A 26575-nucleotide genomic window follows, 5' to 3' on the forward strand; every position below is an offset into this window, starting at 1 on the left:
CTTTATGTTCACCGGGTTACCTCCCGGGTTTTAGGCAAGCGCATGACTCTCAAAGTAAGGTCCGGACTGAGGTGTTGCACGCTTATCTGGATGACGCCATTGGATGGGTCAACCCAGTAGCGATTCGTGGTGCTGTAGCCCAGGTCCGGGATTTCCATGCGCTCATCCACGCGCAGGAGTTCGTACTTTTTATCCAGGATCTCTACGGTTTCGAGCGACTTGCGAACAAAACGACTGTGAACAGGCAGCCCGGTACGTTGGCCTTCATACAGGTCAATCCAGCGGGTGCTGGTGTAGTCGTCTGGTAACTGATGCAAACCGCGCTTGAATGGAGATTCGCCATCGAAGCGTGTGCCGTCTGTGCCACCCAGCAAACCGATACTGCGGACCACAAAGCCGTTGCGTATCAGAAGGGTTTGCTTTCCCGAAGCGATCCAGAACTCCAACTCACCGCGCTGGCGCGCAAGCGCCATAACACCTTCACTGGAAGGCGTCGTGACCTGAATTTGCGCGTAAGGCAGAGCGTCGACTTGAGCTTGTGTCAGGTCGATTGATTTAGCCCCTTGGAAGGACGCTTTGAAGGTATCGATGGAGGCCGACATCAGCGGGCTACAGCCAGACAGCACCGCTGGCAGCGCCAGCAGTGCAAGGTTACGCAAGATTTTCACGAGTCGAGTTGACCTTATCGAGTGCTGGCTTCGCTAAGATTGTTAACCGAAGCAGCACCGGTACCCAAAATGCTGGCCGAAGGTAACAGTTGGCTGATCAAGCGGTTCCAGCGGGTAACGCCAGCTGGGCCAACGTAGACGATGTCCTGTGGTTGGAGGTCAAAGCGAGTCGCCAGTGCAAAGGCTGTTGGTGACTCTGCGTCCAGTTGGAAGACCTTGGCGGGTTCTGTTTCCAGGTTCTCAGCGCCACGAATCACGTAAAGCGCGTTGCCGTTGGAGGTGGTCTGATTAAGGCCGCCAACCGTACCGACAGCGTCAGCCAGATTCAGCCGGCTCATTTTGAAGGTGACAGCGCGAGGTGCGTTGACTTCGCCCATCAGGTAGACCTTCTTGCGGTCGTTGTACGGAAGGAACAGCTGATCGCCGCCTTGAAGGTACACGTCCTGCAGCTGCGAGTTTTGGCTGTTCAATGCGTCCAGGTCCAAAACATAGTCCCGACCATTGCGAGTCAACACCAAGCCAGAAAGATCAGCGTTCAACGGGTCAGCGCCAGCGGTACCAATGGCTTCTAGAACACTCAGTGGCGACGTGGTGACAGGCTGTTGGCCCGCTTTGAGTACTGCGCCGGTGACAACAACCTTCTGGCTAGCGAAGCGCAACACGTTGAGGTCGACCTGCGGGCTTTCAATAAACTGAGCCAGGCTGTCGGAGATCTGCTTGCGCAATTCTTCAATGGTTTTGCCTGCAGCTTGGATGTTGCCTACATAAGGATAGAACAGGGTGCCATCTGGACGAACCAAGCGCCCGTTCGCATCGATCTGCTGCTGCGCGCCGGAAGGAGCGGTCAGCTCTGGGTGATCCCAAACGGTGATATACAGCACGTCGTTGGCGCCGATGCGGTAGGCGCCTGGTTTGTAGCTTAAAAGCTCTGCTGGCACGGAGGATTTAACCTGAGTGGCAACGTTTTGAGCGATGAGCTTGGGCGTAATCGGGATCAACTCCACTCGGCTGCTCTCAGGCGAACCGTCCCGCACGAGTTGACTGGTATCCATATTTTGGCCAGGTGAAAACATACAGCCTTGCAGGGCAAAGCCCGCAAGCAGCGCAAGTGAAGTGCTACGAATCATGATGGGACGACGCTTTGAAAATACTGATCGAAACAAAACCACCCAGACGGTTCTGGGTGGTTGAGGGAGCTAAATCTTCAGGGAGATTTAGTTGGTAGTACCGGTAGTGCCAGTAGTACCGGTGGTGCCAGTAGTACCGGTGGTACCAGTGGTGCCGCCCGAGCCGCTACCACCGCCGCCGCTGTTTGATAGGGCAAGGCCACCAGCTACTACGGCTACGGCTGCGCCTACGACAACTGCAGTGCTCACGCCGCCGATCAGACCGGTTTCGGTAGCGGTGGTCAGCGAGGTTTCAGCAGCGGTGTTTTCAGGGGCAGGCGAAGCGGCTGGGGCTTCGGCAGCAATTGCGGACGTGGAAAGTGCGATCGCCAGAGCTGAAACGAGGAATTTGTTCATCGTGAAGTCCTTATGATGAGTTTGATTCATAGATGTCGGTGATGTTAAGTGACCAGAGGTTGTTCGGCAAGAAAAAATTTTAACACTCATTTAGATGTAAAGTCGGTTGGTAGGCGATGTGCTACCTTGATTTTTCAAAGAATTTAACCTGCTGAATTTCTTATTTATTATGCCGAGCCAGCAGTATGTAATGCGATAGAAAAATGTCGGTTTGCCATCGCATGCGATGGCGACTTAAATTCTTCCGTATTTATCCTCGAATCTTACTATGTCATCTTCTCCTAGATAAGAACCAGACTGTACTTCGATCAACTCTAAAGGGATGACTCCAGGGTTTTCTAATGCATGAACCTGGCCAATAGGTATATAAGTTGATTGGTTTTCGGTGACAAGATACGTCTTTTCACCATTCGTGACTTTCGCTGTGCCACTTACGACGATCCAATGCTCTGCCCGATGATGGTGCATTTGAACAGATAATTTAGCCCCTGGCTTAACCGTAATTCGCTTTACCTGGTAGCGTTGACCATTATCTACTGAGTCATAAACCCCCCAAGGCCTATAGACCTCGCGGTGATTCATATGCTCTTGACGATCCGTGCATTTCAAGTGTTCTACGATGTTCTTGACGTCTTGAACTTTACCTTTATGTGCAACCAGTATTGCATCTTTGGTTTCGACAATGACAAGGTCTTTAATTCCTACTGCTGCTATTAATCTGCTCTCTGAGTAAATGTATGAGTTTTCAGATTGTTGGACGATAACATCACCTTTTAATACGTTCCCATCTTTACAGCTTTCTGAAACATCGGATAAAGCGGACCAGGACCCGATGTCGCTCCAGCCAACATTGAGGGGGATCATCACTGCATCAGATGTTTTCTCCATCACAGCGTAGTCGATGGATTTAGAGGTGCACTCAGAGAAAGAGGGTTCATCAACTCTTATGAAATGGAGGTCTTTTTGCCCAAGGCTAAATGATTTATTGCAAGAAGAAGCAATTAGTGGTTCGAAAAGCTCAAGCTCTTGTATGTATTTGCTTGCACGGAACATAAATATTCCGCTGTTCCAAAAGTAATTGCCTTCTGCTAGATAGTGTTCAGCAGTAGTTTGGTCAGGTTTTTCAATGAATCGATTTACCTTAAAGCCGCCACCATAAACTTCTGCGCCTTTTTCGATATAACCGTAACCTGTCTCGGGTTTAGACGGTTGGATGCCGAAGGTTACGAGTTTTCCTGCTTCAGCTAAAGGTAGAGCCTTTCGGATGCTCTCGCAAAAAATGATGTCGTTATCGATGTGGTGGTCAGCAGCTAGCACTAAAAGTACAGGGTCAGCACCATTTTCCAATGAGTGTAAGGCTGCAATAGCAATGGCAGGCGCCGTATTTTTACCAATAGGCTCGAGAATAATTGTAGGACTCTCAATGCCGATTTCTCGCAGCTGTTCTGCCACTAGAAATCTGTGTTGCTCGTTGCATACAAGTATAGGCTTTTCAGCGTTTAAGCTATCTAGGCGAGTTATAGTGTTCTGAAGTATGGAGCTTGTGTTGTTGGTTAGTCGAAGAAATTGCTTTGGCTTCATATGTCGGGACAAAGGCCACAATCTAGAGCCGGAACCGCCAGACAGTATTACAGGTATCATACGTCACCCTATTAATAATAGTTCACTTTCGTTCTAGTAATTCTGCAACTAATATTGGAATAAACTTTAAGGCGTCCACGGCATAGCGTTTTGCTAGTCGGCGGGGTTCTGCAATTATCCTGTAAATCCATTCCGTCCCGGTTTTTTGCATAAAAAGCGGCGCTCGTTTAACAGACCCTGTCATGAAATTGATAGACGCGCCTACACAAAGGCCTATTCCTTTCGCATTGCCTGCCATATGTAGTCGATGTGCCAAAATTTCTTGTCGAGGGCAGCCCACTGCAAAGATTATTAGATTGGAAATGTGTTTGCCAGTGAACTCGATGCACTTTAAGACTTCTTGCTCGTTGTCAATAAATCCCATCGGAGGGTTATAGTGATGAATTTTTATATTTTGCAGCTTATCCTTTAGGGCTTGGATGTCAGAATTTGAACCGCCAATCACGGTAACTGACCAATGTTCGTTATTGCCAATCAATAATAGCTCGTTGGTTAAGTCACTGCCAGGAATAGCTTCAGGTAGTTTTATGCCAAGGACCCGAAGGACCGGCAAAAGAACTCTACTGTCACAAATTTGGTGTTTCGAGCTTGCGTATGATGCGCGTAGTTCGCGATTCTCTTTGAGGTGAACTACATGATTTATGTTCGGTGTTACAATATATTTATAAGGTCCGTCGATTGAGTTTCTTATTTCTGTAATTAAAGAGTCTTTTGAACCATTATAGAAATCAATGCCAAATCGTGATTTTTTTGTGGTCGAGATCATGCTGGTACTACTCAAGAAGAAAATAAGAGGGTTAGCAGTAGCTTTTAATTTTCGTGAGGTGCAGTACTCGGCGCCATTTTATGATAAGAGTTTTTGCTATTATTTTTAATAGTGAGCCTGAATAATAGTAATATAAGATGAAATCTTTATTGAGAGCTCTTTTGAATTTCGAAAAGCGCTTTTGTGCTTTTGCTTCTTTGAATGCAATATGACTTTTTTCCATCAATATAGTACGGAGCTCAATAACTTTTTTTCTTTTTGCGTCAAGTGAAGTATCTGAGGCTTCGATTCTTTTCTTTGGGCGCCACTCAGATTGCTTATCTGCTAGGAATAGACGATAGCTAAGGCCATCATGGCGATGACGGTAGTTTGCCGCTTGGGAGATAATAAAATCGTCGGCAGTTGCGAGGCGATAAGAGATCGCGGCGCGATCTTTCGCGGACTCAATAATTTTAAGTAAGTGCTTGCTTCGGACTACTGCAATATTGGTTCCCTGATAATTTTGAATGTCAGCAGGTAACCATGCATCACCCAGGGTAATGTCGGCAGTTTCTCCTGCGATATCATCACAGTAGTCACAGCCTTTTAGCTTAAAATAACCAAGCCCCCAATCAGTACCATATAAATCAAAAACAGGTGCTTGGCCTTGAATTTCGATGTTATCGCTATGCCCAGTAGCTCGAATGGCATATCTGTTCGCGGGCTTATTTTCTTGCTTCACTCGAAAGTCGAAGGTGGTCAACTGGTGTGGGAGAACGTCAACTTGCCAGGCAAGACTCTCCGCAAATCCAGTGCTTTTTAGATGTCCGCACACGATGGCTACAAAATATTTTATTTTCTTTGCAAACTCAGGATGTTCTAAGCAGAGATTTCGAGTGGCCTTGATAAAACATGGTGTACCTACTATTGCATAAGTTTTGTTGTCGCTAGCGAGGGCTTTTTGAAGGACTTTTGAAAGTTCTACTGGATAATATTTACTTTTGGATAAAAGTGAAATTTCGGCGGCTGATTCAATTATTTTATATTCAAATAGCTTGTCTGCGCTTTCCGACTTACCAACTCCGATTACTGCGTCAATTTGGTTTGACGCTAGAAGTTCATGAAGTATCCAGTTGGTGAGGCCGCCTGAACTTCCGGCACCTCTAAAGTTACCTTCCTCAGCGTGACCAACAATTACTTGTTCAAATCTACCAAGTTTTTTATGTGTTTTTTCAGGGTATTTGTAATGTATAGATGATATTTCATCTTCGTTGCGAGAAGTATCGCTAAATGGACAGACTTTTTGAGCAATATTAGATGAGATTGGTGAGCTTAAAGAGGCTGTTGCGTAGGGTTTGTATCTCCCATATTCGTCAAGTCTCATTTGTATCTGAGAGTCGGTAGCAATTGAGCAAACGCCACACCCAACGCAGTAGCCGTTCTCCAAGGCCGGGTTGTCTATTGATACCAAGGGGATTACTTGAGGATGTGACATTTATTGAATATCGCTCTTTAAGAGTTGTCTGATAGGTTTAAAAAGCTCGAGAGCTCCACCTGCGAAAGCAATTAGTACGTTAATAAGAAAAAGTAGAAGTGAGGCAGTTAGTGCCTCTGCTGGCGGTACACCAAACAATGGGAACAGTGAGAAAAAGATAATTTCTCTTACACCGAGCCCGCCAACTGAAATTGGGAACGCCAGCAAAATAACTAGCAGAGATCGAATGAATAAAACTGAAATAAAACTGGTTTCTGGGAAAATGTGGATTAATAGTATCCAGGCACTTGCTACAAACAGAAAGTGCTGCACCACTACATAGAAAATTACTTTTGTCTTATTGCTTGCAGATAGATCTGTAAATTTGTTGATCGCACCTAATATTTTGTTGATTATTTTGAAGGGTAATGATGTTTTGTTTTGAACAAAAGCCAATTGATTTTTGAAAATAGTGATTACTAACGTGGGTACTAATATTGCCGCAGTGATAGCGCTTACTAGATAAGTGAACTCCTCTATGGAGGGAAATATATCTTTATTGAATAATAATACTGATGCGAGGGTGAATAAGCAGGCAGTAAGGATCTGAAGTATTTTGTGAACTCCAACTAGTGTGGCTGAAGCGTACGGGTCAACTTCATGTTCGTTATATTTTTTCCATCTTATGTATAGCGTGAGTGCTGAAGGCAGAAATAATGAATAGAACATCATTGATGTATTGATTTTTAATAAGCTGGCTATTGTCAACTTACCTTTTTCGGCAACGGAATAGTATATTTCTAAAGATTGAACAACAACAACACCTAGAAAAGTAGCAGCGAGTGCAGATAGCAAAGTGATGAAATTTGTTTTGCTTAATGAGAGCATTAGTTCATTTGGGTCAGCTTTTATAATCGCAAACCAAGCTAATCCTAGAGATAAGGCGGCCTTGGAAATAAAAACCAACCAGCCCTTTATGTCTTTTTTCATGATTTGTTTTTGGCTTCTTTGGAGTTGCGCCAAGCCTTGCTTTACAAAGCTTGGCTGTCTGCAATGATTAGATGCTTAATAGTTTTTTTGCGATTTCAAAGTTTTGGTGAGAGAGAAGTTTTATGTTGTCTAGGGTGACTGTGTTGATGGTTGATTCTAATGATGTCTCATAGGATCTAACTAGTGAGTCAAAAGTGAGATCTTTTGCGTCAATCGTTAGATTTTTTGCTTGAGACTCTCCGTAGATATCATTCATTATCCCATAAGCTTTTCGGCTATATGCGATGCTTACTGTCGGCACTCGTTGTGACATGGAAGCGATTGTTGCATGGGTTCTGGTTCCAATTAAGCACTCACTAAGACCTATAATGCCTTTTAGCTCAGTTGCAGAGGGTTCGCCATAAATAACTTTGACTGACCCTTTGGATACAGTTCTGTTAAGTACGCTATCACAGGCAATAATATCGTTATTGCCGGGGTTTGTTTCAATTACATGCGGGATCAGTATTACCTGCTTTCCCTGTTCAGTAAGAAAGTCTACGAATTTCGCAAATGCTGTGTAGTAATCTTCTTTGTTTAGGCTCAAATATTTGATTATGCCTTGGCTAACGGAAATCGCCACAATCGGCTTTGCAGCTGTAATTCCGAATCGATCAAGTATATATTGTTCCGCGATTTTTCTATCTAATGTTGGAAGAGTGAATGCGACGTCGGCTACAAGATGTAAATCGGTTTGTATGTCTTTTGACTTCAAGTACTCAAAGGAGGCGCTCTCTCGAACACTTATTGCGCTTACGCGCTCAACAGCTTTTAGGAAATAAGTTTCATCGGATTTTTTGAATGGTCCAATAGATTGGCTGCAAAGATATGTTTTTTGTGTTGATGCGATGGGGTACGAAAGATGTTTACGTAAGTTTCCATAGTCAGATGTAAAAATGTCGCCACCAGAACAAATAACCAAATCAGATGACTTCAACTCACCTATAGAATTGATTGAGATTCCTTGTGTTTTCTTTGGTGCGATTTTTTCTATTAATGCCAGCGTTTTGTAAGCAAGCTTGTTAATAGCTAAGCTATTTGGATGGTTTGGAGTCTTTGTCAGATACGAAAGGACTGTGTCCGCAACTCCCTCAAATCGCCACTTATCATACATTGGATCGTTAGAGTGAATCACAAAGCTAGCATTTGGAACTAGATTTCTAATTCCTGCAATTTTTGAAGCGACCAATGCTTCGCATCCACGATTGCGCGACCCGGTGTGATTGGTTATTGAGATTTTAGGGTTCACAAAGTTTTCCTTTTTAAATTTAATTTAGAGTTGATGTATGCTTGTTCTGCTGCATAGATAACAACAAATAAACAAATTAAATAATTCAGATTGACTAGGTTTTCTTGCATTAAGGCGTTTATCCAATAGATTGCCCAAGCGCTTTTCGATAGTGGCGATTTAAGTTTTTTAAATGCGCTAAAGGTTGCTAACGCAAGTGTAATACCTCCGAGGAGGCCCGATTGGTATATGACCAAACCTAATCCGCTTTCTGCGCCTCCGCTTAGCCAATCGTCATGCGAAAGATCACCCATCAAATATGATTTCAGGATATTACCACTTGAGCCTATTCCGTGACCTAGCATGGATTCTATGCCTGGGCTACTCAAAGCATTTTGAATTGGGCTCAATAGACCTACGAGGTGTACACTCGCGCTCGTTTTTAAGTTTGAGGCACCCTGTAGGTATAACGCGATAATAGCGCTGCTGCTTGCAAAATATACAAGTCGCTTCTGTTTTAGTTTTTCACTGAGTACAGAAAGTATTAAAGAACCGATCAGCCAAATTATCGCCCCTTTCGACATGCTAATGAAAGTAAGCAGTATTGTTAAGATTGCTAAAGCTTTCTTTTTTTCCGAAATAAGGGCGAGCGAGACAGCCGCTGTTATATAGCCAAATAAAATTGGATCTTCTGAAGTGCCTGGAAAACGTAAGTAAAGGTTGTCTCCAATATTTGTCCACCAGGGTCTAGGGTAGCCGGAAATTAATTCATAACCTTTCGCGGACTGCTGTTCTAAGAAATATTCCGGCGGGATTAATACTAAGCTAATGAGCGCACCAATTGGTGCTGAAAGAAGTAAAAGCACAGCCCAGGGGCGTATATTAGTATTCGAGTAAGAAGGTAAGTCGGGTGCTTGGGATTTAAGGCTAATAAATGTAATAAGCAGTGCAATAGGAATGAAGCTATTGGCGAGATACTGTAGTTTAACTTGATTGTTTTGAACGGGTAGCAGAGTAGCGATTCCGACGCAAACGCAAAACATGAGGGTCCAAGTGTTGGGTTTTACTCCTTTTCTAAGGGCGCTGAGAGTGACGATTGAAAGAGCTGCACAAGCTCCTATGTTTTTTATAAGTGCAAGGCTAGAGCGGATTGCGCCGTGAGGGATGTCGGAAATTTGGGGGATGATTGAAGCAAGATAGAAGCCCACAAGGTAATAAGAAAGTAGTATAGAAAATGCTATCCCTTCTCGGCGGTTGTTACTTATTTTTGAAATATAAAGAATGAGAAGTAGGACTGCCAGTGCTGTAGTTATTGGCAAGATTATATCTGACAACTTATGAAGGGCCGCGGGTAGGCAGGCGGCAATCAGAAAAAGCAAACAAATACTAAGTGTATCAAGGTACTTCTTTGAGGTGGTCATTATTTGACTATGTTTGGCCGCGGATGGTTGACATATTTACCAGGTGTAAATTTATCCGTTGACCTGGTGCGAGGTTTAACGTGCTCTTCTTTGCAAGTGATACGTGAGATTTTCACTAAAGCTTGAGTCGGTAATTTTAATTTGAATTATCCACGCTACCGCCCCAAGATTTTTTGCTAATCCTCGAGAGCTATATTGCAGGGGGTAATTTTGACCCCCTCTATGGAAAAAGAGGGGGCGAATCAGTCACAAATATTTCAAGCTTTATCTGATTTGTATTCGTAGTTGTAATACCCATAGCCACCATAACCATAACTGGCCGATGCTCTACGCTCTACACCGTTGAATACTGCACCTTTTATCTGAACGCCGTTTTGATTAAATCTACGAAGGGTGAGTTCGATCTCACGAATTGGATTGAGTGCAAAACGGCTTACAATCATACTAGTGCCAGATTGACGGCCAACAATCGCTGCATCTGTTACAGCTAGAATTGGTGGTGTATCAAGAATTACCAGATCATACTTGTCGCTGACCTCTTCTAGGAGCTTGCTAAAGTTTGAGTGCATTAGTAATTCTGAAGGGTTTGGCGGGATTTTACCCCGACTGATGAAGTCGAACCCGTCGACCTCTGTTTTATGGATGGCTGCGATCAATCCACACTGGTTTGCAAGAACATCCGATAAACCATTTTCAACTGGGAGGTCGAGAATTTTATGTAAATAGCCTTTGCGCATATCAACGTCAATTAAAAGCACTCGTTGGCCTGATTGCGCAATAACAGCAGCAAGATTAGCGGATACAAAGGATTTTCCTACTTGAGGGCTTGGGCCTGAAATCATTAAGCGATTGTTTTCCGCCTCCAGCATTGCAAAGTGCAGACTTGTTCTAAGGCTGCGCAATGCTTCTACGGCAAGATCTGTAGGATGGCTTTTGGTTAGCAAAGGTGCTGCTTTTTTATTGGCGCGTCCGCGTCCGCTAGAATTTTTGTCTTCTTCCGCTTTCTGAATAGTGCTATAGGGTATAGACGCATAAACGGGTAGTCCCAATTGCTCTATCGCCTCAGGGCTTTCGAGTCCTCGATTGAGTATTTTTCTCAGAAATACTAAGCCAATCGCAAAAATTGCTCCGAGTAATGTTGCTACGAGAACTAGGAGTGCCTTTTTGGGTTTTACAGGTTTAGTTAAGTCTACGTCGGCCGCATCGATTAATCTTACATTGCCGACTGTTCCTGCGCGCATTACGTCCAGTTCTTGCGACTTATTAAGAAGTTGAGTGTATATTTCTGTTCCTACTTGGACGTCTCTTGTTAGACTAAGCAGCTCTTGTTGGGTTGAAGGGAGCCCTTCAACTTTTTTTGCTAGCCCACCTTGTTTAGAGGTTAATTCATTAATCTGAGTAAGAAGAGCTCTATATGCGGGGTGCTGACGAGTGAATTTTCGATCCATCTCCGCTTGTTGTAGTTTTAGCTCGGATATACTTGTGTCCAGTGCCACTATTTGGTCTAAAATTGCTTTAGTTTCGAGGCTGATGTCAATCGATTTGCTGCGAGTTTGATATTGATTTAGAGCGTTTTCAGCTTTTTCTAGATCTTTACGGACTTGTGGTAACTGCTCTCGTAAAAAATCTAAACTTTGAGCCGCTTCTGCAGATGTACGCTCAACGTTTTGACGAACATAGAGATTGGCGATCTCATTTAAAGTTTTTATTGCTAAGTCTGGGTCGGTGCTTTCCAGCGACATACCTATGATCCCTGACTCTTTGCCTCTCTCAGTAATATCTAGCTGTTTTTGGTAATCGAGAATGCTTGTTAGCCTTGCAATTCGAGTGATATGAAATTGTGTGCCTGGGTGAGCATTTAATTTTTCAATGACTACTTTTGTATCGTTGCTTTCAAAAGTCCGTCCAACTTGAGCTTCCGCGATAAGATTATTGTCCTCATCGCTCAAGGTGTAGTTGCCATTTTCCCCAGCAACAAGTGTAAGAGTAGTGTCTAGTAATTCTGAAGGTAATTCGAGTTGAAAAATTTTTATCTCTTCGCCACCCCAAGAAAATTCATTCATTCCAAAAAGTGGGTTTGACAACTCGCCAGGGGTGCTGGGGGGAAAACGGCGAGCAATAAACTCTCCGATGACAGGAAAGTATTTTGGTTCAACAATGATGTCTAGCTTTAAATTATCTACAGCTTTTCCCAGTATTGCTCGGGATTTTATTAATTCAATTTCGGTGGCAGATGGGGACTCTTTGCCGAGTATACTGCTTACATCAGAGAAGCCCAGCATGTCATTTTTTTTTGCTTCAACTTGTACTAATGCATTTGCTTGGTAAACAGGTGTCGTCAGTACGGCATATGCAATGCCGACTACCATGAATGCACCGGTAATTCCAGAAATTAGCCATTTGTGGTCGACAATAGTTACAAATAGACCAAGAAGATCTATTTCGTCATCTTTGTCGTTGTTGTGCATATTTACTACCGGCGCTTGCTGCATAAGTCAGTTTTCTTTATCAGGTACTACAATTCAAGAAATTGGCTCTCAACGTACGAGACGTTGGGCCCAGGCGTTTACAGCTTCTTCGATCAACGCATAAGCATGAACGAACGCAGGCTTGCCTCGTTTATACGGGTCGTCGATTTCACGGTTGTCTTGCCACTTGCCCAAGAGCAGAACCTTACCCCTAGCTTCAGGAGCGATCCGCAGCACGCCTTCAATATGGCGTTGTTCCATGACAAGAATGAGATCGGATTCGCTGACCAGTGCAGATCGCAACTGGCGAGCCTTATGGTCCATCGGCGGGTGGCCGCGTTCCTGGAGGACTTCCTGGGCGGTCGGTTCAAGGGCGTGGTCGACGAGGGCGCCCAAGCCAGCGGAGCTGATCTGAATGTCAGAATCAGGCTTGGCTTTGAGGATTGCGCCACGCAGCAGGTGCTCTGCCGTAGGGCTACGGCAGATGTTACCAATGCACACGATCAATACCCTTTTGAACAAAGCGACCTTCCTTGTGCGAAGTCATCGGTGAAAGTGAGAGGCGCGGGAATGTAAGGTTCTGTGACAAGAGTGTCAAGCTCGAAAGCCCGAGGTTGCGGGGGCTTTCACCTTCTTGAAGGCTTTTAGAGTAGTGAAAAACGCCACTATTTTGCCATCCTGTAGCGAATCTCCACGGTTGTGTGTTTCGTTGCTTTGGATCACAGGCGACCCTTTATTTTTGTGCCAACCTATCTGGGTAGAGGGCTACAGGAAAAGCGAACCATTCTTGATTCTCACGGTCTATTTCACGCTGGCGATTTCGGGCCAGGGTGGGTTGCCACCTTGTGGTGCGAAGGAAGGAGGAAGGAGGAAGGAGGAAGGGGGCTTTAACGAGGCATTTTTATTTTCGACGAGTGGAGAGGTGGCGCTGGTTGGTGATCAGGACGCGGTTTCCGAATGTAGTCTTTTTGGACTGGCATATGCCAGATTGATTACGGGGTATTATCTTTGGATCTAAATAGTGTATTTGGCGTCAATAAGTTGCTGTTTTGTTAGATGCTATTCAGTTGATTTGAAAGTTACAAGAATATGCCGATCTGGCAAAAAAATGTGTCGCTGGTATACTCCGGCCTCGCAAAAAATGTAGCTGTACGCCGATGGATACAAGGCGTATGTAGTATTAAAATGTTGGGGCGGAAGTAAGGAAATGGAATCTACAGCCAAGGTTTGGTATTTGATTCAGTGCAAGTCCCGGCAGGAAGAACGCGCGGAAGAAAATCTGGTTAGGCAGGGGTACAGCTGTTTCCGGCCTCAGTATCTGCGTGAGCGCGTTGCCCAAGGTAAGCGTTCGGTGGTCAGAGAATCGTTGTTTCCGGGCTATCTGTTTATTCACTTGGATGATCAGGATAACTGGGGACCTTTGCGTTCTACTCGTGGTGTGCTGCGGGTGGTGGCGTTTGGTAATCAGCCACTGGCGGTGGCGGATGCCTTGATCGAGCAGTTGCGGCTGCAGGAAGCCCAAGCGGGTGAAATTGAGTTGCAGTTGGTGAGTGGCCAGGCCGTGCAGATTGTCGAGGGGCCGTTTGCCGACCTGCAAGCTATCTACCTGCGCATGGACGGGGATGAGCGGGTGGTGTTGCTGCTGAACTTTTTGCACCGCCAGCATCAGGTCACCTTGCCGCTTCGGGGCATAGGAAAGCTCTAGCCGATTGTCTTGTGTCGCCATGTTTCTATGCTTGATCGAGCAGAAACGGGCGGCTTATATTTTGTCGGTCGCCCACATGGCGACCGAGTTTGGCGACTCGTTTAAATGGATAAAACCCATTCATAGCGGAGAGCCAACTATGCCTCAATACATTCCCCTCACGAACAACTGCGACCTTCCTTGCCTCGCCATCGACAGCCACGCCCCGCTGGCTGATCTCCACAACAATGCCCTCTTGCGTATCCGTGTAGCCACCGAGCTGCTCGAAAGCTTTGCGCGTAATGAAATGATGGGGGCCGATGGTCAGGATTTGCAGTGCGTCAGCCAGGCGGCGGCGTTGTTGCTGCGGGATGGGTGTGATGTGTTGGATGTGCTGGGGCGGCAATTGAGACGGGGGAGCGATTCGGCTGGGGGCGGTAGTCTCCAGGGTTGATTGTTTGATCGTTGGTCAACGTCGATTGGTTCAACGGAGGCCACTGAAGCGGCGTTGGCATTGACTAAGTGCTTTGCTGGAAGACTCGATGGGGTGGTGATTTTGGCCTCTGGGGGTGTTCCAGCTTATCGCAGGCAAGTCGGAGCGCCGAACCGCTTGCTCCTACGGGGCTCTTTATTCATGTCGATGTTGAGTGGGGGCGGCTTGTGGGGAGCAAGGCTTGTTAGGCGATGACATCGCTGTTTTAGTGGAATCTGTGGGGTGGCTGGGGTTCAGTGTCTGGTAGTCATGGGGGCTGAAATCTAGGGGATGCATGAAATCGAGGTATTGCGGTTTTTCAGGTAGTGCGTGGTGGGTTTGTTCGCGGGCAAGCACGCTCCCACAGGGCTAGGCACAGAGTTTAGCCACAGGGGCAGGCACAGAGGCCAGTCACAGGGCTAGGTACAGAGACCAGCCACACGTCAGTGAATACCCTGAGCCGATCACCTTGAAGGCTGGCGACAGGGTTTCAGTGGGTGAGCAATACGATGGGCCTGAAGGCTGGGATAAGTGGTTTCTGTGTTCGGCACCGGGGCAGAAGGCGGGTTGGGTGCCGGGGCAGATTATCGATAGCGGGGTGGTTACGCAGGATTACACGGCCAGGGAACTGGAGGTTGTCATCGGTGATCGCCTGATCGGTACGCGTCAATTGAATGGTTGGCTTTGGGCTACTCGGATCGCGGATGGTGTGTCTGGTTGGGTGCCTTTGAATAAAATTCGTATTGCTGATGCTTTGTAGGGTTTAGCTGTGCGGGGAGTTGGCGTTGGAGGCTTCGCGCTGAATGACCTTTGAGCCTCTTTCGCGCAAGAAATCCAAATCTGCCGCTGCCGGCAGGCAGCCTCTACTGGGTCAGTTTTCGGTCAGCGGCAACAGGGTGTAGCTTCGCTTGCAAGATCACCCATTCTCGCTGGATCACGGCATAGGGCAGGAACACGCTGATGCGTTGCGCGTCTTTGATGCCGGGGTGTTTGGCTTGTTCTTCTGGGGTGATGCTGTGGTAGCCGATGTTGATGCCGACCACGCTGCCGTCTGCGGCTATGACCGGGCCACCGGACATGCCTTTGATTATCGGCGCGTCGTGGATGGCGTAGCGGTCGCCGCTGTTGTCGTTGGTGTTGAAAAAGGGCGTGGAGTACACCCGGCCCTGTCCACTGGCACTGGTAAGGTACGGACTGGCTCCTTCGGCGGTGATGCGTTCGCCGGTTTTTGGGGCTCGCCAGTGGGGGCGGTAGCCGCGGGCTTTGTGCTTGAAAAACACCAGGTCGCAGCCGGTGCTGCAGGTGTGTTGCACATTGGCGAGCAAGGGGACGTGGCTGGCCGTGACGGCGTAGTCTTCGTTCCACTGCACGGCCGAAGCCAAGAAGACGTATGGAAGGGGGAAGCCTGAATGGACTTGGAAGTAAGCATCGCTACCCACGAGTTCGGGTTTTACAATGCCGTTGCATCCTGCTGTTAACGCTCCTAGAAATACGATTGCCATGATCTTCGTCATGAGCTTCACCGTCTTGTCTGGAGTAGGTTTGCGGGGAGTAGAGCGCACTCTCTCGGCGGGCTGAAATGGCCCGTTGCTATTACTTAAGATGGTTAAGAATTTTTCCGTCAGAACGAATTGTTCTAGGATTAATCACTTTTATATAGTCACAAAGAATAGGGTGCTGGCAGCTGTTCAGGCTGGGTATCGTTCAGGCGGGGTTTTGGCTGGAGGCCTTGATATTAAAGGCTTAGGAGCCAATAAGGCTCCTATATGGCGGCGAGATATATCGTTATTAAATCTGGCGTCAGGCGATTGTCATGCGCCACGGCCTTATTGCATTTTTTGATCGCCGGATTTTACTCGGCGATTTGCAGTTTACGCGCTTCGGTATACACGTAACGCACTTTTTCATATTCAAACGGCGAGTTCGTTTGCCCGTATTTGAACGTGGTGCTGTAGCGCCGGTCGATGGCGCGCAATACCCAGATTTCCGGGTGGTCGGTGCTCACGTCCGATACGTTCAAAAAGTTGATGGCCGACTCTGCACTGAAGTCGACCGCCAGGCCGCCCGTGTCGCGCAGGTTGGAGGGGCCCAGGATCGGCAGCATCAAGTAGGGGCCGCCTGGCAGGCCATAGAAGCCGAGAGTTTGGCCAAAGTCTTCGGTCTGGCGTGGTATGCCCATTTTCGCGGCAGGATCCCACAGGCCGGCGACGCCGACGGTGGTGTTGAGCAGCAGCCGGGCGGTGATGTCCAGCGAGCGTTGGCCCTTGAGCTGCAGCAGGCTGTTGAGCAGGTTGGTGACGTCGCCCAGGTTGTTGAAGAAGTTGCTGACGCCTTTGCGCAGGAGTTCTGGGGTGACGTAGGTGTAGCCATGCACCACCGGCAGGAACACCCATTGGTCGAAGCGGTAGTTGAAGTGTAAGCGCACCACGAACCCCACATTCAAAGCTGCTAATAGAAGCCTGATGCTGCGCTCCCGATCCCTTTCAGGAGCCAGCCACCATGATGCGTCCCGACGCCAAAGTTGAAAAAGTCTACCTCTACCCCAAGCCCGTGGACTTCCGAAAATCCATCGACGGGCTGACCGCCCTAGTCGAGCTGGATATTAAAGTCGCGGTGTTCGACCCGGTGCTTTTCGTTTTCCTCAACAAAACCCGTAACCGGGTCAAGGTGTTGTATTGGGAGCGAAACGGCTTCTGTCTTTGGCTCAAACGCCTCGAGGCTGAGCGCTTCAAAACATCCCCCGATGTGACCGACGAGGCCATTGTGCTAGCCACGGAAAAACTCCAGCATCGCGTCGCTGTTGACACGGTAATTGATATTGCCGCAGTGCCCGCCATACGGGTACAGGGTCAGGCGGTCGCCAAAGGTTTTACGCAAAAAGCCAAGGTCGCCAGGGCCGAGGATCACGTCGTCGACGTTGTGCATCACGGCGATTTTCTGGCTGGTGTGCAAGTAGTACAAGCGCTACACGCTTTTTTGAGAGCAAAGAAAAAGGGCTACTGGTGACAGTAGCCCTCGAATTTGAAGCTTGATATTCATATACACACCCTCAAGCAGGGGTGTGGAGGTCTCACCCTACGCCGATGTTCAGCCATCGCCGGGGTTCCTACGCCAGTCATTGCCGCTGAAGGCCACTGGTTTCGCGCTCACTTGCAATCATATACAAGGTGACACTTGTGTCAACCAAATTTGATGAATGCCCTTATTTTACGGGGGGTTCCGTGACCTTGAATGACCCCCAATGATGTCTTTTCAGCTCTACGAAAAGTGCAGCGCGCGCCAGGCGCGCGCCTTAAATGTTCCTGATTACCCACCAAGGTCAGCCACCTCACAGATCCTCTGCTATGGTTTCTGTATGGATAACCAGTGGAGGTGCCCACATGCCACGCAATCGAATCCAATTCCAGCCCGGTCTTTCACTGCCTGACTTTTTGCAGCAGTACGGCACAGTAGAGCAGTGCCACACCGCGCTGTTCAAACTGCGCTGGCCTGAAGGTTTCAGCTGTCCTGAGTGCGGTCACCGTGGTGCCTGTTGGCTAGAGCGACAGCTGTATCAGTGCAACCGCTGTCATCATCAAGCCTCACTGACGGCCAGAACCATTTTTGATAGCACCAAGCTCCCTCTGACGACCTGGTTCCTGGCGATCTATCTGCTGACTCAGCGTAAGAACAGTCTGTCGGCCCTACAGCTCGCGCGCGAACTGGGCGTGAGCTACAACACGGCCTGGAAGCTCAAGCACAAGATCATGCAGGTGATGTTCGAGCGCGTACAAAGCCGGGTGCTCAGCGGCCGAATTGAAATTGATGACGCCTATCTGGGCGGTGAACGACCTGGAAAACGCGGGCGAGGTGCGGAACATAAAGTTCCCTTTATCGCGGCGGTGCAGACCAGTGCGCAAGGGCATCCGCAGTACCTGCAACTACGCCGTGTACGCGCGTTCACGAGCAAGGAGATAGCGCATTATGCGCAACGCTCGGTTGCCCCCGGAAGTACAGTATTCAGCGACGGTTTAGCCTGCTTTAAGGCCTTCGATGCCAGGGGTTGTCAGCACATTGCCTCCGTCATGGGAGGTGGCCGGGCCAGCGTTCAGCATCCGTCCTTCAAGTGGGTCAACACCTTGTTGGGTAACGTCAAGAACTCGCTGGCCGGCACTTTCCATGCTTTTCACCTCAAGCACGCCCCGCGCTATTTGGCCGAGTTCGAATATCGCTTCAATCGCCGCTTCGATCTCGGCTCGATGATAGAGCGTTTCAGCTATGTCGCCCTGCGGACACCACCCATGCCTTATCGACTGCTCAGGCTGGCTGAGGTTTATGCGTAATCAGGTAAATGTTTAGCCTTCGACCAGGGCAACCATTTTTGCAGTAGTAAGATCAGCCTCAAATTCCTCGCCGCTGATCTCGTTCTTGAACCAGGCCAGGCCGGTTTCAGTTGGTCGCTTGGTCTGGATCAGTCGGCAAAGGTCGCCGTTGATTTCGACCTGGACAATAGCCTTCTTGATCTTGATAGGGTCTGCTTCTTTCGGCGGCTTCTTCCCGCCATCGCCGGCCCCTTCCTCTCCGCCTTCATCGTCGTCATTCTCGGCGTCCGTCTTGCCGTTGAATGCGTCGATGGTATGAGGGTCGCGCTCGGTCCCCTCATCCAGAAACTCCCGCAACAGCTTGACGGAACCGCGTGTGATTTCCTGGTTCTCGTCTGCCAGCCAGTCGGCTACCTCTTGAGGCTTGTCCTTGTGGGCAGTTAGCAGCTCGTTCACCAGGGTAATGTCAGCGATACGGCCGCTATCGAATGCCTGAGCGATTACAGGGGGCAAATTGAGTAAGGCTGCGTGTTGCGTGATGTATGCCGGCGACTTGCCCCAGCGTTTGGCAATCTCGCCTTTTTTCATGCCTGACGCCAAACGCTGGTCAATGAGCTTGGCTATTTCTCGCGCCGTGTGACCCTCGCGCTGGATGTTCGCCACCACCTGGTCATCAGGCACAAAGTCGTTGTCCACGATTGCACGGATGGTCGTCTTATGTGCCCATTTGGAGCCGCGATAGCGCCGCGCTCCATCGTTGATGATGTAGTGCCCTGGCTTGTCCGGGTTCTCCCGCACCGAAATGGGTTGCTTCACACCGCGAGCTTTAATGGTCGCACCGATTTCGGCAATCATTTCAGGACGAAAGCCTGGGTTGTCTTCCAGCCGCGGCTGATGGGGATCTTCGTCAATCAGAGTAAGGTCCAGCTCCTTCAGAGCGCTTTCCTCGGAGGCCGCCTGAGTCTTCAGGAGGCCCGAAAGTTTCATACCACCCAACCCCATTCCGCCAGGCTTCTTCGGCGTCACAGCGGCTTCCTGGGGCTTCTTCTCGGTATTGGCGCTCATTGGATAACCTCCATCTTTTCAAACACGTACTGAGTCATTGCACAAATCTCTTTTGTCGCATCACGCGCAGCGGTTTTCTTGATTTCCCACACAGGAATTTGATTACCCAATGCCTCAGCGATGCTGTCACGTTGGCGGATGTCAAAAGGCATTACCAAGTCGGCATAGGCCTCGCGCAAGATCGCCATGTTTTCAACGTGACGCGGAATCTTGACGTTGTAGCGGTTCGGCAGCATTCCGAGGAATTGCAGGGCCGGGTTTGCTTCGCGTAGGTTCTGAATGACGGCCACCATTTTTTCCATGCCCTGCAGGCTGTATGGCTCCAGCTCCACCGGAGACATAACAAAATCAGCGCTCAACAGTGCCGATGCCATTACGTTGCTGAGGAATGGCGGCGTGTCGATCAGGCAAACATCGAAATACTGCGAAAGCGCCTCAACATGGGTGCGCAACAGCGTTGCAGCATCTTCCAGGTCAAGCTTTTCAATGTTGGCCAAGCGATCATCATTGTGAATCAGGGTGATACCCGAATTATCGCGGTCGGCAAAAAATGACAACACAAGGTCTGGCGAATCATCAAACATCTGGCTAGGGTCTGTTGACGTTTCACATGGGTAGCCATAGGACACCACAGGCCATGGCCACCACACTTTCGTAGTTTCTTTTCAATTTGTCGTACCGAGACGCCACTGCTCGAAAGTGTTTCAGTCGGGCAAAGGCGTTCTCTACCAGATGCCGGTATCGATACAAACCCTTGTCCAGATCGGCATTTCCCTTCACTGAGTTGCGCCTTCTCGGGATGACGACCTTGCTCCCTTTCGCCTCAATCTGCTCGCGTATACGCTCGCTGTCGTAGCCTTTGTCCGCGACGATCGCTTGAGCATGAGGCAGCTTTGCTATCAACTCCGGGGCGGCGGTGCAGTCATTGACCTCACCGCCGGTGATCACAAACTCTATTGGCAATCCATAGGCATCCACCGCCAGATGGATCGTAAGCGATCCACCGTGTACACATTCAAAGCTGCCAGTTGAAGCCCGATGCTGTGCTCCCGATTCCCATCAGGAGCCTGCAACCATGATGCGTCCCGACGCCAAAGTCGAAAAAGTGTACCTCTACCCCAAACCCGTCGACTTCCGAAAATCCATCGACGGCCTCGCCGCCCTGGTGGAGTTGGATATCAAGGTCGCCGTGTTCGACCCCGTGCTTTTCGTCTTTCTGAATCGCCCCCGTAATCGAGTGAAAATCCTTTATTGGGAGCGCAACGGCTTTTGCCTTTGGCTCAAGCGTCTGGAGTCCGAACGTTTCAAAACCGCGCCCGATCCTACTGACGAAGCGATTGTTTTGAGCGTGCAGGAATTGAATTGGTTGTTGGATGGTTTTGATCTGTGGAGGAATCGTCCGCATCAAGTTTTAACACCAAGATTCGTCGCCTGATCGGATATAATCCGGGCATGAATTTGATGCCCGACAACCTTCCTGATGACCCTGTACGACTCAAGCAACTACTGCTTGAGTCTCTTGCTCAGCAGGCCAAAACAGCTGAAGCGCTTCTGGCTCAACAAGGTCAGATTGTTGATCTGAAAGAACAGATCAAGTTGCTACGTCAGCGCTTGTTCGGGCGCAAATCAGAACAAACCGTCGATCCGCAGACGCCGCAGCTCGCGCTCTTTAATGAACCCGAAAGCCTCGCGGTTCCGGTCACCGATGAGTCTGACGAAGAAGTCGTTGCCCCGACCCAGCGCCGTGGCAAACGCAAACCGTTGTCCGCCGACCTGCCGCGCATTGAAGTCATCCACGAACTGCCCGAACACGAACTGACTTGCCTTTGCGGTTGCCGCAAACACGTCATCGGCGAAGAAACCAGCGAACAGCTGGAGATCGTGCCGATGCAGATCCGCGTCATCAAACACATCCGCAAGGTTTACGCGTGCCGTGGCTGTGAAACGGCACCGGTCACCGCCGACAAACCGGCTCAACTGATCGAAAAAAGTATGGCCAGTCCCAGCGTGTTGGCGATGCTGCTGACCACCAAATACGTCGACGGTTTGCCACTGTATCGGTTCGAAAAAGTACTTGGCCGACACGGCGTCGATATCCCCCGGCAAACCCTGGCGCGCTGGGTCATCCAGTGCGGCGAACACCTGCAACCGCTGCTGAATTTGATGCGCGACCGGTTGCTGGAAAGTCCGGTTATCCACTGCGATGAAACGCGGGTACAAGTGCTGAAGGAACCGGATCGAGACCCGACCAGCCAGTCCTGGATGTGGGTCCAAGCCAGCGGCCCGCCTGAGCGCCCAGTTGTCCTGTTTGACTACACCACCAGCCGAGCGCAGGAGGTGCCGCTGCGCCTGCTCGCCGATTATCGCGGCTACCTGATGACCGACGATTACGCCGGCTATAACGCCTTGGGTGCGCAGCCGGGTGTCGAGCGTTTGGGCTGCTGGGCACATGCGCGACGCAAGTTCGTCGATGCGCAAAAAGTGCAGCCCAAGGGTAAGACCGGTCGAGCCGACATCGCGCTGAACCTGATCAACAAACTCTACGGCATCGAGCGCGAGTTCAAAGAAGCCAGCGATGACCAGCGCTTTAGCGCTCGACAGGAAAAAGGCCTGCCAGTACTCGCAGAACTGAAAAGCTGGCTGGAGAAAACCCATCCCCAGGTGACGACGCAAAGTGCCTTGGGCAAGGCCGTCGGTTATCTGGCCAGCAACTGGAGCAAGCTTGAGCGTTACACCGAGGCCGGCTTCCTGCCCATCGGTAGAGTCGGGATGTGGCGCGGTGGCTTGCGCTCCGTTTCCACACCCCGCTCGTCAAACCGGACGTGCGCTACTAACGCATCCGGCTTTCGTCCGAGATCGATAGGCCTTCGCACTCGACACATCGGCCATTCGCGTGGGCAACTGATGGAGGCCTAGCTTTCCGTATAGAAATGCATCCGGGTATAGACGGTACCCAGAGCGGCCTCGTCGCTTATGCTTTTTGACCAACCAGCGTCGGATACGGCGTTCAGTGTAGCGTTGCAGGATTCGGTAGTGCTTGAGCACAGGCCCTTGATCGAAATAGCCGGCCCAACCTCGAAGGATCGAGTTGAGCTCAGCTATCCGGTGCCCTACCGTATCCCACGTCATGCTGATCGTCGTTTCATCATGGATTTTTCCAATAATCGACTTCATCGCCCCTTTCGAGGGTTGAGTGCCGATATAGGCTTTCCCATGACGATCATATTGCCTGCCCAGGTTGTATCCCAGAAAGTCGAGTGACTGTTCCGGGAGTTTCACCAGCGCCGTCTTCTCTTCATTGACACTCAGCCCCAGCCGCGCCATCAGGCCACTCATCAACACCATTGCCTGCTCTCCGCTACCGGGGCGGCAGCAGATCAACATGTCGTCCGCGTAATTCACAATCCTTGCATGCAGACGTTTGGCGTAGCCAAACTTTTCCCAGGCCAGAATGAAACGCCTGAAATACACGTTGGCCAACAGCGGCGAGATCACCGATCCTTGCGCGCTGCCACGGTGCGTGTGTTTGGCTTCGTTGGTGCGTCGGGGCTTTCCGTCAATGAGTTCGATAACGGCCACCTCAAGCCATTGCTTGATCAGCCGCAATACCCTGCCATCCGAGATACGCCGGGCCAGACACTTCATCAAAGGCCCGTGTGGAATGGTATTGAAATAGTCACGAAGATCCGTATCGACAACGTCTCTCAACCCAATCCTTGCGGTGTAATGGTGCACCTGCCTCACCGCTTCCTTGGCATCTCGACGAGGTCTGAAACCATACTGCGATGGTTGCATATCCGCTTCGAAAATCGCTTGGAGTGTGAGATTGACGGCCATTTGAACAACGCGGTCTCGAATACAAGGAATCCCCAAGGAACGAAGCTTTCCGTTCTTTTTGGGAATCCATACCCGCCGCAGGGGCTGAGGTCGATATCCACCCGACTTCAGCTCCTCGCGTAGCTGAGCCAGCCACTCCATAGACCCTATGCTTTCAATGTCTTCGAATCGCTGACCATCCACACCGTGGCTGCCTCGGTTTGCGCGGCAACGTTGGTAGGCAATGACCAGTACATCGATTCGATAGACTTTGTCCCACAGGCTGTAGAAGCGAAAGTCTGGCTCTGTCTTAGCTTTCACATACAGGGCACGCTGTAGTGTCCGAACGCGATTTCTCACCTGGGTTAGTAGGCTTGGCGCCAATCCCATCGTTCTTACCACTTTGTACTCCTCTCTTGGACCAGGGCTCCTTTCCTACTCCGGCATTACCCGGCCTCAACGGTACTACGAGCCCATCCGCCACCTGTCCGAGCCAGCGCCATCCCTCACGGGCGCTCTGTTTGTATGGCCGTGTCTAACGGCCACTTCACCCTGGCAGGCTTCCCCTGTTTCGTATGAGTTCTCTTCTGTACATGCCATCACCACTACCCCGGCGGCAGTGCCAAGTTCGCTTGACGCTCGATCCCTCAGCACTATCAACCTTCCCCGTTATTATGGCGGGTCGGCTACCGCAAGGCATTTTCGGGGCCTGCTCGGTGTTCGCTGCGCGCTACGGCCTGCACAGTCACTGACTTCCTAAAAGAAGCCTTTTCTTCAGATACTTCAGCCCATTCGTTGCCTCCTGAACTGCTCCAAAGTGCTTCCGGCCGGAGCGACAGTAGCCGGGTGGGATTCGCACCCACTGAACTCATACGCCTTGTCAGGGCGTACATAACAATAGGGCCGAGCGAGCGGTAAAACCCTTTGTTATTGGTCGCAAAAATTGGATGTTCAGCGACACGCCCAAGGGCGCGACGGCCAGTGCTCAAATCTACAGCCTGGTGGAAACCGCCAAGGCCAACCTCCCCATAGCGCGTGTGCACTCACTGCTCGATCAGCAATTCAATGCCTTCTCCCTGGACGAAATAGTCGAGCTAGCTGCGGCCGTGCAAATCCGTATGGAGTTCACTTCACCTAGCGTTTGACTCGTAGAGTCGGGTTTCAAAGGGGGCTCCCTTTGGCACGGGATGTATACATCCTTAGCGTGCCTGTGTTTTTTCCTCTGATCGACTGAAGGTATCCGCCTTTCCAGGTGGTCATGCGTTTGTCAGGCCGTTGTCCGGTGTTTGTCAGGGGGTACGCCCGGTGTCAGGCCTTTGTCTGGTGTTTGTCAGGCCTTTATAGGTCCATTGTCAGGCCTAGCCGAAATCCTTCCCCCTTTAGGCAAAAAGTCTTCTCTGGATTAAGCCGCCTGCTCTTTGGCACAGCTGTGGCACACCTTGGCACAGCAACTCTGGCACAGTCCTCATCCGCGACATGTTTTCGTTTTCAGCGTTTTTTGTCGCGACACAATGTTTACTTCATCCCAGCCAGCAGATCCGCAAATGACTGAGCCCGAGGCCGTTCAACGTCCATCGTTTGTGGGTGTTCCTCAATCTGAGGATGGGACGAAGTCTCGGTTGACATCTATCAGGCCTGTGCTCGAGCCGGCGTTGCTCGGCATTCTCCAGGCGCAGCAGTTCGATCTCTTTCCGCAATGGTTCCACTGCCTCTGCGACGGCCTTGGCGATGATCTCCCCGAGGTCGCTCGGCACTGTGACGCCATGTGACATTTGCGGTGTGACGCTCTGTGACGGTGAATCAAAAGCCCCGTAGACGCGCAGCAGTTCGGCAGTGTCGATGTAGCGACGGCCGTCAGCCTCTAACCCATATGCTAAGCGGCCTTCGGTCATTGCTCGGTACAGTGATCGGCGCGTCCTGCCAACCAGTGACGCGGCCTCATCTATGGTGTGACGCATGGTGTAGTTCCGTCATATGACGCGTCACAGTCTGACTGGTCATAGGCTCAGTTCGCTGTGTGATCCAAGTCGCACAAGCTGCAATCGCTCATCGTCTGGCTTGCGATAGATCAGCACCCAATCCGGTTTGATATGGCAATCCCGATGGTCTTTCCAGTCGCCAGTCAGGGCATGGTCACGATGCTTTTCGGGCAGCACCTTATCCTTCGCTAGGGCGGTAATGACCTTGATGAACAGACCACCTGGTTCTAAATCGGCCCGGTGCTGACCTTTAGCCTCTCGCTTAAAGTCGCGCTTGAACTGGTTGGTATGCTCAATCGTCCGCATTCAAACCCGCCATCAAGTCATCAACGGTGGTGAACTTTTTTAACTTTCCGCGCCGGGCCTCTTTCATTGCAGCGACGGTTTCGGCGTTGGGCGCCAACGGCTCGAATGGCAGCGCTTTTTCCTGCGCGATACGGGTCATCATCATGCGGAAAGCATCGCTAACCGTGAGGCCCATTGTCGCAAGTACGGCAGCGGCTTCTTCTTTGATGTGTTCGTCGATACGAGCACGCACTACAGCGTTTGTGGACATGGCTTTCTCTCCTATTCTTGGGCCACAGTGTAGCTCAATATAGCGCGGCCTGGAGGAACAAAAAATCACCATCTATGGCGGTGAAGTAGGGGTGTAACACCAACCCCACCGTAACCGTCGCGGTCGTTAAACGGCCGCAAAACTTCCCCTTGAGCCGCAGGCGAATGGGCAAGCAGTGAAGAGGGCCGGTAGGCCCACTTGGGGTTTGAGGCGCAATGGAACAGAAAGTGCACTTAAGCCCAGCGTCTGCCCGCAAACCCGCGTACTGTCTGGATAGTTCGATAAAACCACCGTTTTACGAAACCGTTTAAGGAAGGGCCAAAAATGGCCGTAAACACCCGAAAAGGCGTGTCAAAAACCCGTTTCGTTAATCAAAGTGTAAGCGTCCAGCCCTACCACCTGTAACCCATTCGACTCGGTCGGCATCCTGTGCTCTTTTCGTCGGGAGAGTTACATGGAACCAATGTCAGTGCGGCGCGAGTTATGGATCGCACATGTTCAAGCC

Annotated in this window: 23 protein-coding genes and 7 pseudogenes; 9 read left to right on the plus strand and 21 right to left on the minus strand. The window is 49.9% G+C overall.

Annotated elements, in window-relative coordinates; all coding sequences use genetic code 11:
* Positions 1–8: 8 nt before the first annotated feature.
* The 11 genes from HBN79_RS22750 to HBN79_RS22800 all read right to left on the minus strand — a co-directional run bounded on the left by HBN79_RS22750 (position 9) and on the right by HBN79_RS22800 (position 12719).
* Positions 9–668, minus strand: coding sequence for a YjbF family lipoprotein (locus tag HBN79_RS22750; protein WP_338136061.1), 660 nt, complete (start codon positions 666–668; stop codon positions 9–11).
* 14 nt (positions 669–682) lie between these two features.
* Positions 683–1795 (minus strand): polysaccharide biosynthesis/export family protein, encoded by a 1113-nt coding sequence (locus HBN79_RS22755; protein WP_169917244.1) that lies wholly within the window; start codon positions 1793–1795, stop codon positions 683–685.
* An 87-nt stretch (positions 1796–1882) separates the two neighbouring features.
* Complete coding sequence (locus HBN79_RS22760) at positions 1883–2191, minus strand: hypothetical protein (protein WP_169917245.1); 309 nt, start codon at positions 2189–2191, stop codon at positions 1883–1885.
* Between the two features lie 234 nt (positions 2192–2425).
* Complete coding sequence (locus tag HBN79_RS22765) at positions 2426–3832, minus strand: mannose-1-phosphate guanylyltransferase/mannose-6-phosphate isomerase (RefSeq protein ID WP_169917246.1); 1407 nt, start codon at positions 3830–3832, stop codon at positions 2426–2428.
* 22 nt (positions 3833–3854) lie between these two features.
* Positions 3855–4598, minus strand: coding sequence for a WecB/TagA/CpsF family glycosyltransferase (locus tag HBN79_RS22770; protein WP_169917247.1), 744 nt, complete (start codon positions 4596–4598; stop codon positions 3855–3857).
* 31 nt (positions 4599–4629) lie between these two features.
* Entirely contained in the window at positions 4630–5961 is a 1332-nt protein-coding gene (locus HBN79_RS22775) for a Coenzyme F420 hydrogenase/dehydrogenase, beta subunit C-terminal domain (protein WP_169917248.1), read from the minus strand.
* A gap of 111 nt (positions 5962–6072) precedes the next feature.
* The gene (locus tag HBN79_RS22780; RefSeq protein ID WP_169917249.1) at positions 6073–7041 is read right to left on the minus strand and encodes a lysylphosphatidylglycerol synthase transmembrane domain-containing protein; all 969 of its coding nucleotides are present in this window, start codon (positions 7039–7041) and stop codon (positions 6073–6075) included.
* A gap of 67 nt (positions 7042–7108) precedes the next feature.
* On the minus strand, positions 7109–8329 hold the full coding sequence (locus tag HBN79_RS22785; RefSeq protein WP_169917250.1) for a polysaccharide pyruvyl transferase family protein: 1221 nt from the start codon (positions 8327–8329) through the stop codon (positions 7109–7111).
* Complete coding sequence (locus HBN79_RS22790) at positions 8326–9729, minus strand: hypothetical protein (RefSeq protein WP_169917251.1); 1404 nt, start codon at positions 9727–9729, stop codon at positions 8326–8328. Before HBN79_RS22790 ends, HBN79_RS22785 begins: the two co-directional genes overlap by 4 nt.
* Before the next feature lie 257 nt (positions 9730–9986).
* Positions 9987–12221, minus strand: coding sequence for a polysaccharide biosynthesis tyrosine autokinase (locus tag HBN79_RS22795; RefSeq protein WP_169917252.1), 2235 nt, complete (start codon positions 12219–12221; stop codon positions 9987–9989).
* 45 nt (positions 12222–12266) lie between these two features.
* A complete protein-coding gene (locus HBN79_RS22800; RefSeq protein WP_169917253.1) occupies positions 12267–12719 on the minus strand; it encodes a low molecular weight protein-tyrosine-phosphatase in 453 nt (150 codons plus the stop codon).
* A 130-nt stretch (positions 12720–12849) separates the two neighbouring features.
* Between HBN79_RS22800 and HBN79_RS22805 the strand changes: the two genes are divergently transcribed.
* The 4 genes and pseudogenes from HBN79_RS22805 to HBN79_RS22820 all read left to right on the plus strand — a co-directional run.
* Positions 12850–13215 carry a hypothetical protein gene (locus tag HBN79_RS22805; protein WP_169917254.1) on the plus strand — a complete coding sequence of 122 codons (366 nt, stop codon included), beginning with the start codon at positions 12850–12852 and terminating at the stop codon, positions 13213–13215.
* Positions 13216–13404: 189 nt separating this feature from the next.
* Positions 13405–13902 (plus strand): transcription/translation regulatory transformer protein RfaH, encoded by a 498-nt coding sequence (gene rfaH / locus HBN79_RS22810; RefSeq protein ID WP_169917255.1) that lies wholly within the window; start codon positions 13405–13407, stop codon positions 13900–13902.
* 31 nt (positions 13903–13933) lie between these two features.
* Positions 13934–14335, plus strand: a complete 402-nt coding sequence (locus tag HBN79_RS22815; RefSeq protein WP_238930713.1) for a hypothetical protein — start codon at positions 13934–13936, stop codon at positions 14333–14335.
* Between the two features lie 469 nt (positions 14336–14804).
* A pseudogene (locus HBN79_RS22820) lies at positions 14805–15113 on the plus strand (SH3 domain-containing protein); the annotation flags it as partial.
* 103 nt (positions 15114–15216) lie between these two features.
* Here the strand turns inward: HBN79_RS22820 and HBN79_RS22825 are convergent.
* Both HBN79_RS22825 and HBN79_RS22830 read right to left on the minus strand, forming a co-directional pair.
* Positions 15217–15810 (minus strand): trypsin-like peptidase domain-containing protein, encoded by a 594-nt coding sequence (locus HBN79_RS22825; protein ID WP_169917270.1) that lies wholly within the window; start codon positions 15808–15810, stop codon positions 15217–15219.
* A gap of 395 nt (positions 15811–16205) precedes the next feature.
* Positions 16206–16769, minus strand: a pseudogene (locus tag HBN79_RS22830) (VacJ family lipoprotein); the annotation flags it as partial.
* Positions 16770–16855: 86 nt separating this feature from the next.
* Here HBN79_RS22830 and tnpB (HBN79_RS22835) point away from each other — a divergent pair.
* A pseudogene (gene tnpB / locus HBN79_RS22835) lies at positions 16856–17080 on the plus strand (IS66 family insertion sequence element accessory protein TnpB); the annotation flags it as partial.
* A gap of 39 nt (positions 17081–17119) precedes the next feature.
* Here tnpB (HBN79_RS22835) and HBN79_RS22840 read toward each other — a convergent pair.
* A pseudogene (locus tag HBN79_RS22840) lies at positions 17120–17308 on the minus strand (serine/threonine protein kinase); the annotation flags it as partial.
* A gap of 425 nt (positions 17309–17733) precedes the next feature.
* Between HBN79_RS22840 and HBN79_RS22845 the strand changes: the two are divergent.
* Complete coding sequence (locus HBN79_RS22845) at positions 17734–18675, plus strand: IS1595 family transposase (protein WP_169917256.1); 942 nt, start codon at positions 17734–17736, stop codon at positions 18673–18675.
* Positions 18676–18687: 12 nt separating this feature from the next.
* On the opposite strand, the gene HBN79_RS22850 is transcribed toward HBN79_RS22845, so the two are convergent.
* From HBN79_RS22850 to HBN79_RS22860, 3 genes and pseudogenes are all read right to left on the minus strand, one after another.
* Positions 18688–19719, minus strand: coding sequence for a ParB/RepB/Spo0J family partition protein (locus tag HBN79_RS22850; protein WP_169917257.1), 1032 nt, complete (start codon positions 19717–19719; stop codon positions 18688–18690).
* On the minus strand, positions 19716–20303 hold the full coding sequence (locus HBN79_RS22855; RefSeq protein ID WP_169917258.1) for a ParA family protein: 588 nt from the start codon (positions 20301–20303) through the stop codon (positions 19716–19718). Before HBN79_RS22855 ends, HBN79_RS22850 begins: the two co-directional genes overlap by 4 nt.
* 22 nt (positions 20304–20325) lie before the next feature.
* A pseudogene (locus tag HBN79_RS22860) lies at positions 20326–20724 on the minus strand (IS5 family transposase); the annotation flags it as partial.
* Between the two features lie 70 nt (positions 20725–20794).
* On the opposite strand from HBN79_RS22860, the gene tnpB (HBN79_RS22865) reads away from it, so the two are divergent.
* Both tnpB (HBN79_RS22865) and HBN79_RS22870 read left to right on the plus strand, forming a co-directional pair.
* Entirely contained in the window at positions 20795–21154 is a 360-nt protein-coding gene (tnpB, locus tag HBN79_RS22865; RefSeq protein WP_238930714.1) for an IS66 family insertion sequence element accessory protein TnpB, read from the plus strand.
* 17 nt (positions 21155–21171) lie between these two features.
* Positions 21172–22476: pseudogene (locus HBN79_RS22870) on the plus strand (IS66 family transposase); the annotation flags it as partial.
* Positions 22477–22530: 54 nt separating this feature from the next.
* Here the strand turns inward: HBN79_RS22870 and ltrA are convergent.
* Entirely contained in the window at positions 22531–23856 is a 1326-nt protein-coding gene (gene ltrA, locus HBN79_RS22875; protein ID WP_203304376.1) for a group II intron reverse transcriptase/maturase, read from the minus strand.
* 566 nt (positions 23857–24422) lie between these two features.
* On the opposite strand from ltrA, the pseudogene HBN79_RS24055 reads away from it, so the two are divergent.
* A pseudogene (locus HBN79_RS24055) lies at positions 24423–24680 on the plus strand (transposase); the annotation flags it as partial.
* Positions 24681–25055: 375 nt separating this feature from the next.
* On the opposite strand, the gene HBN79_RS22885 reads toward HBN79_RS24055, so the two are convergent.
* Genes HBN79_RS22885 through HBN79_RS22895 form a run of 3 tightly spaced genes read right to left on the minus strand, consistent with a single transcriptional unit; the run spans position 25056 to position 26070 of the window.
* Positions 25056–25493: a hypothetical protein gene (locus HBN79_RS22885; protein WP_169917259.1), complete on the minus strand. Its 438-nt coding sequence runs from the start codon at positions 25491–25493 to the stop codon at positions 25056–25058.
* A gap of 39 nt (positions 25494–25532) precedes the next feature.
* Positions 25533–25820, minus strand: coding sequence for a type II toxin-antitoxin system YafQ family toxin (locus HBN79_RS22890; protein ID WP_169917260.1), 288 nt, complete (start codon positions 25818–25820; stop codon positions 25533–25535).
* Complete coding sequence (locus tag HBN79_RS22895; RefSeq protein ID WP_169917261.1) at positions 25807–26070, minus strand: type II toxin-antitoxin system RelB/DinJ family antitoxin; 264 nt, start codon at positions 26068–26070, stop codon at positions 25807–25809. The genes HBN79_RS22890 and HBN79_RS22895 overlap by 14 nt, the downstream gene beginning before the upstream one ends.
* Positions 26071–26575 lie beyond the last annotated feature (505 nt).

Origin of the sequence: Pseudomonas sp. WS 5051 (assembly GCF_012985715.1) — a bacterium.
GTDB classification, from domain to species: domain Bacteria; phylum Pseudomonadota; class Gammaproteobacteria; order Pseudomonadales; family Pseudomonadaceae; genus Aquipseudomonas; species Aquipseudomonas bubulae.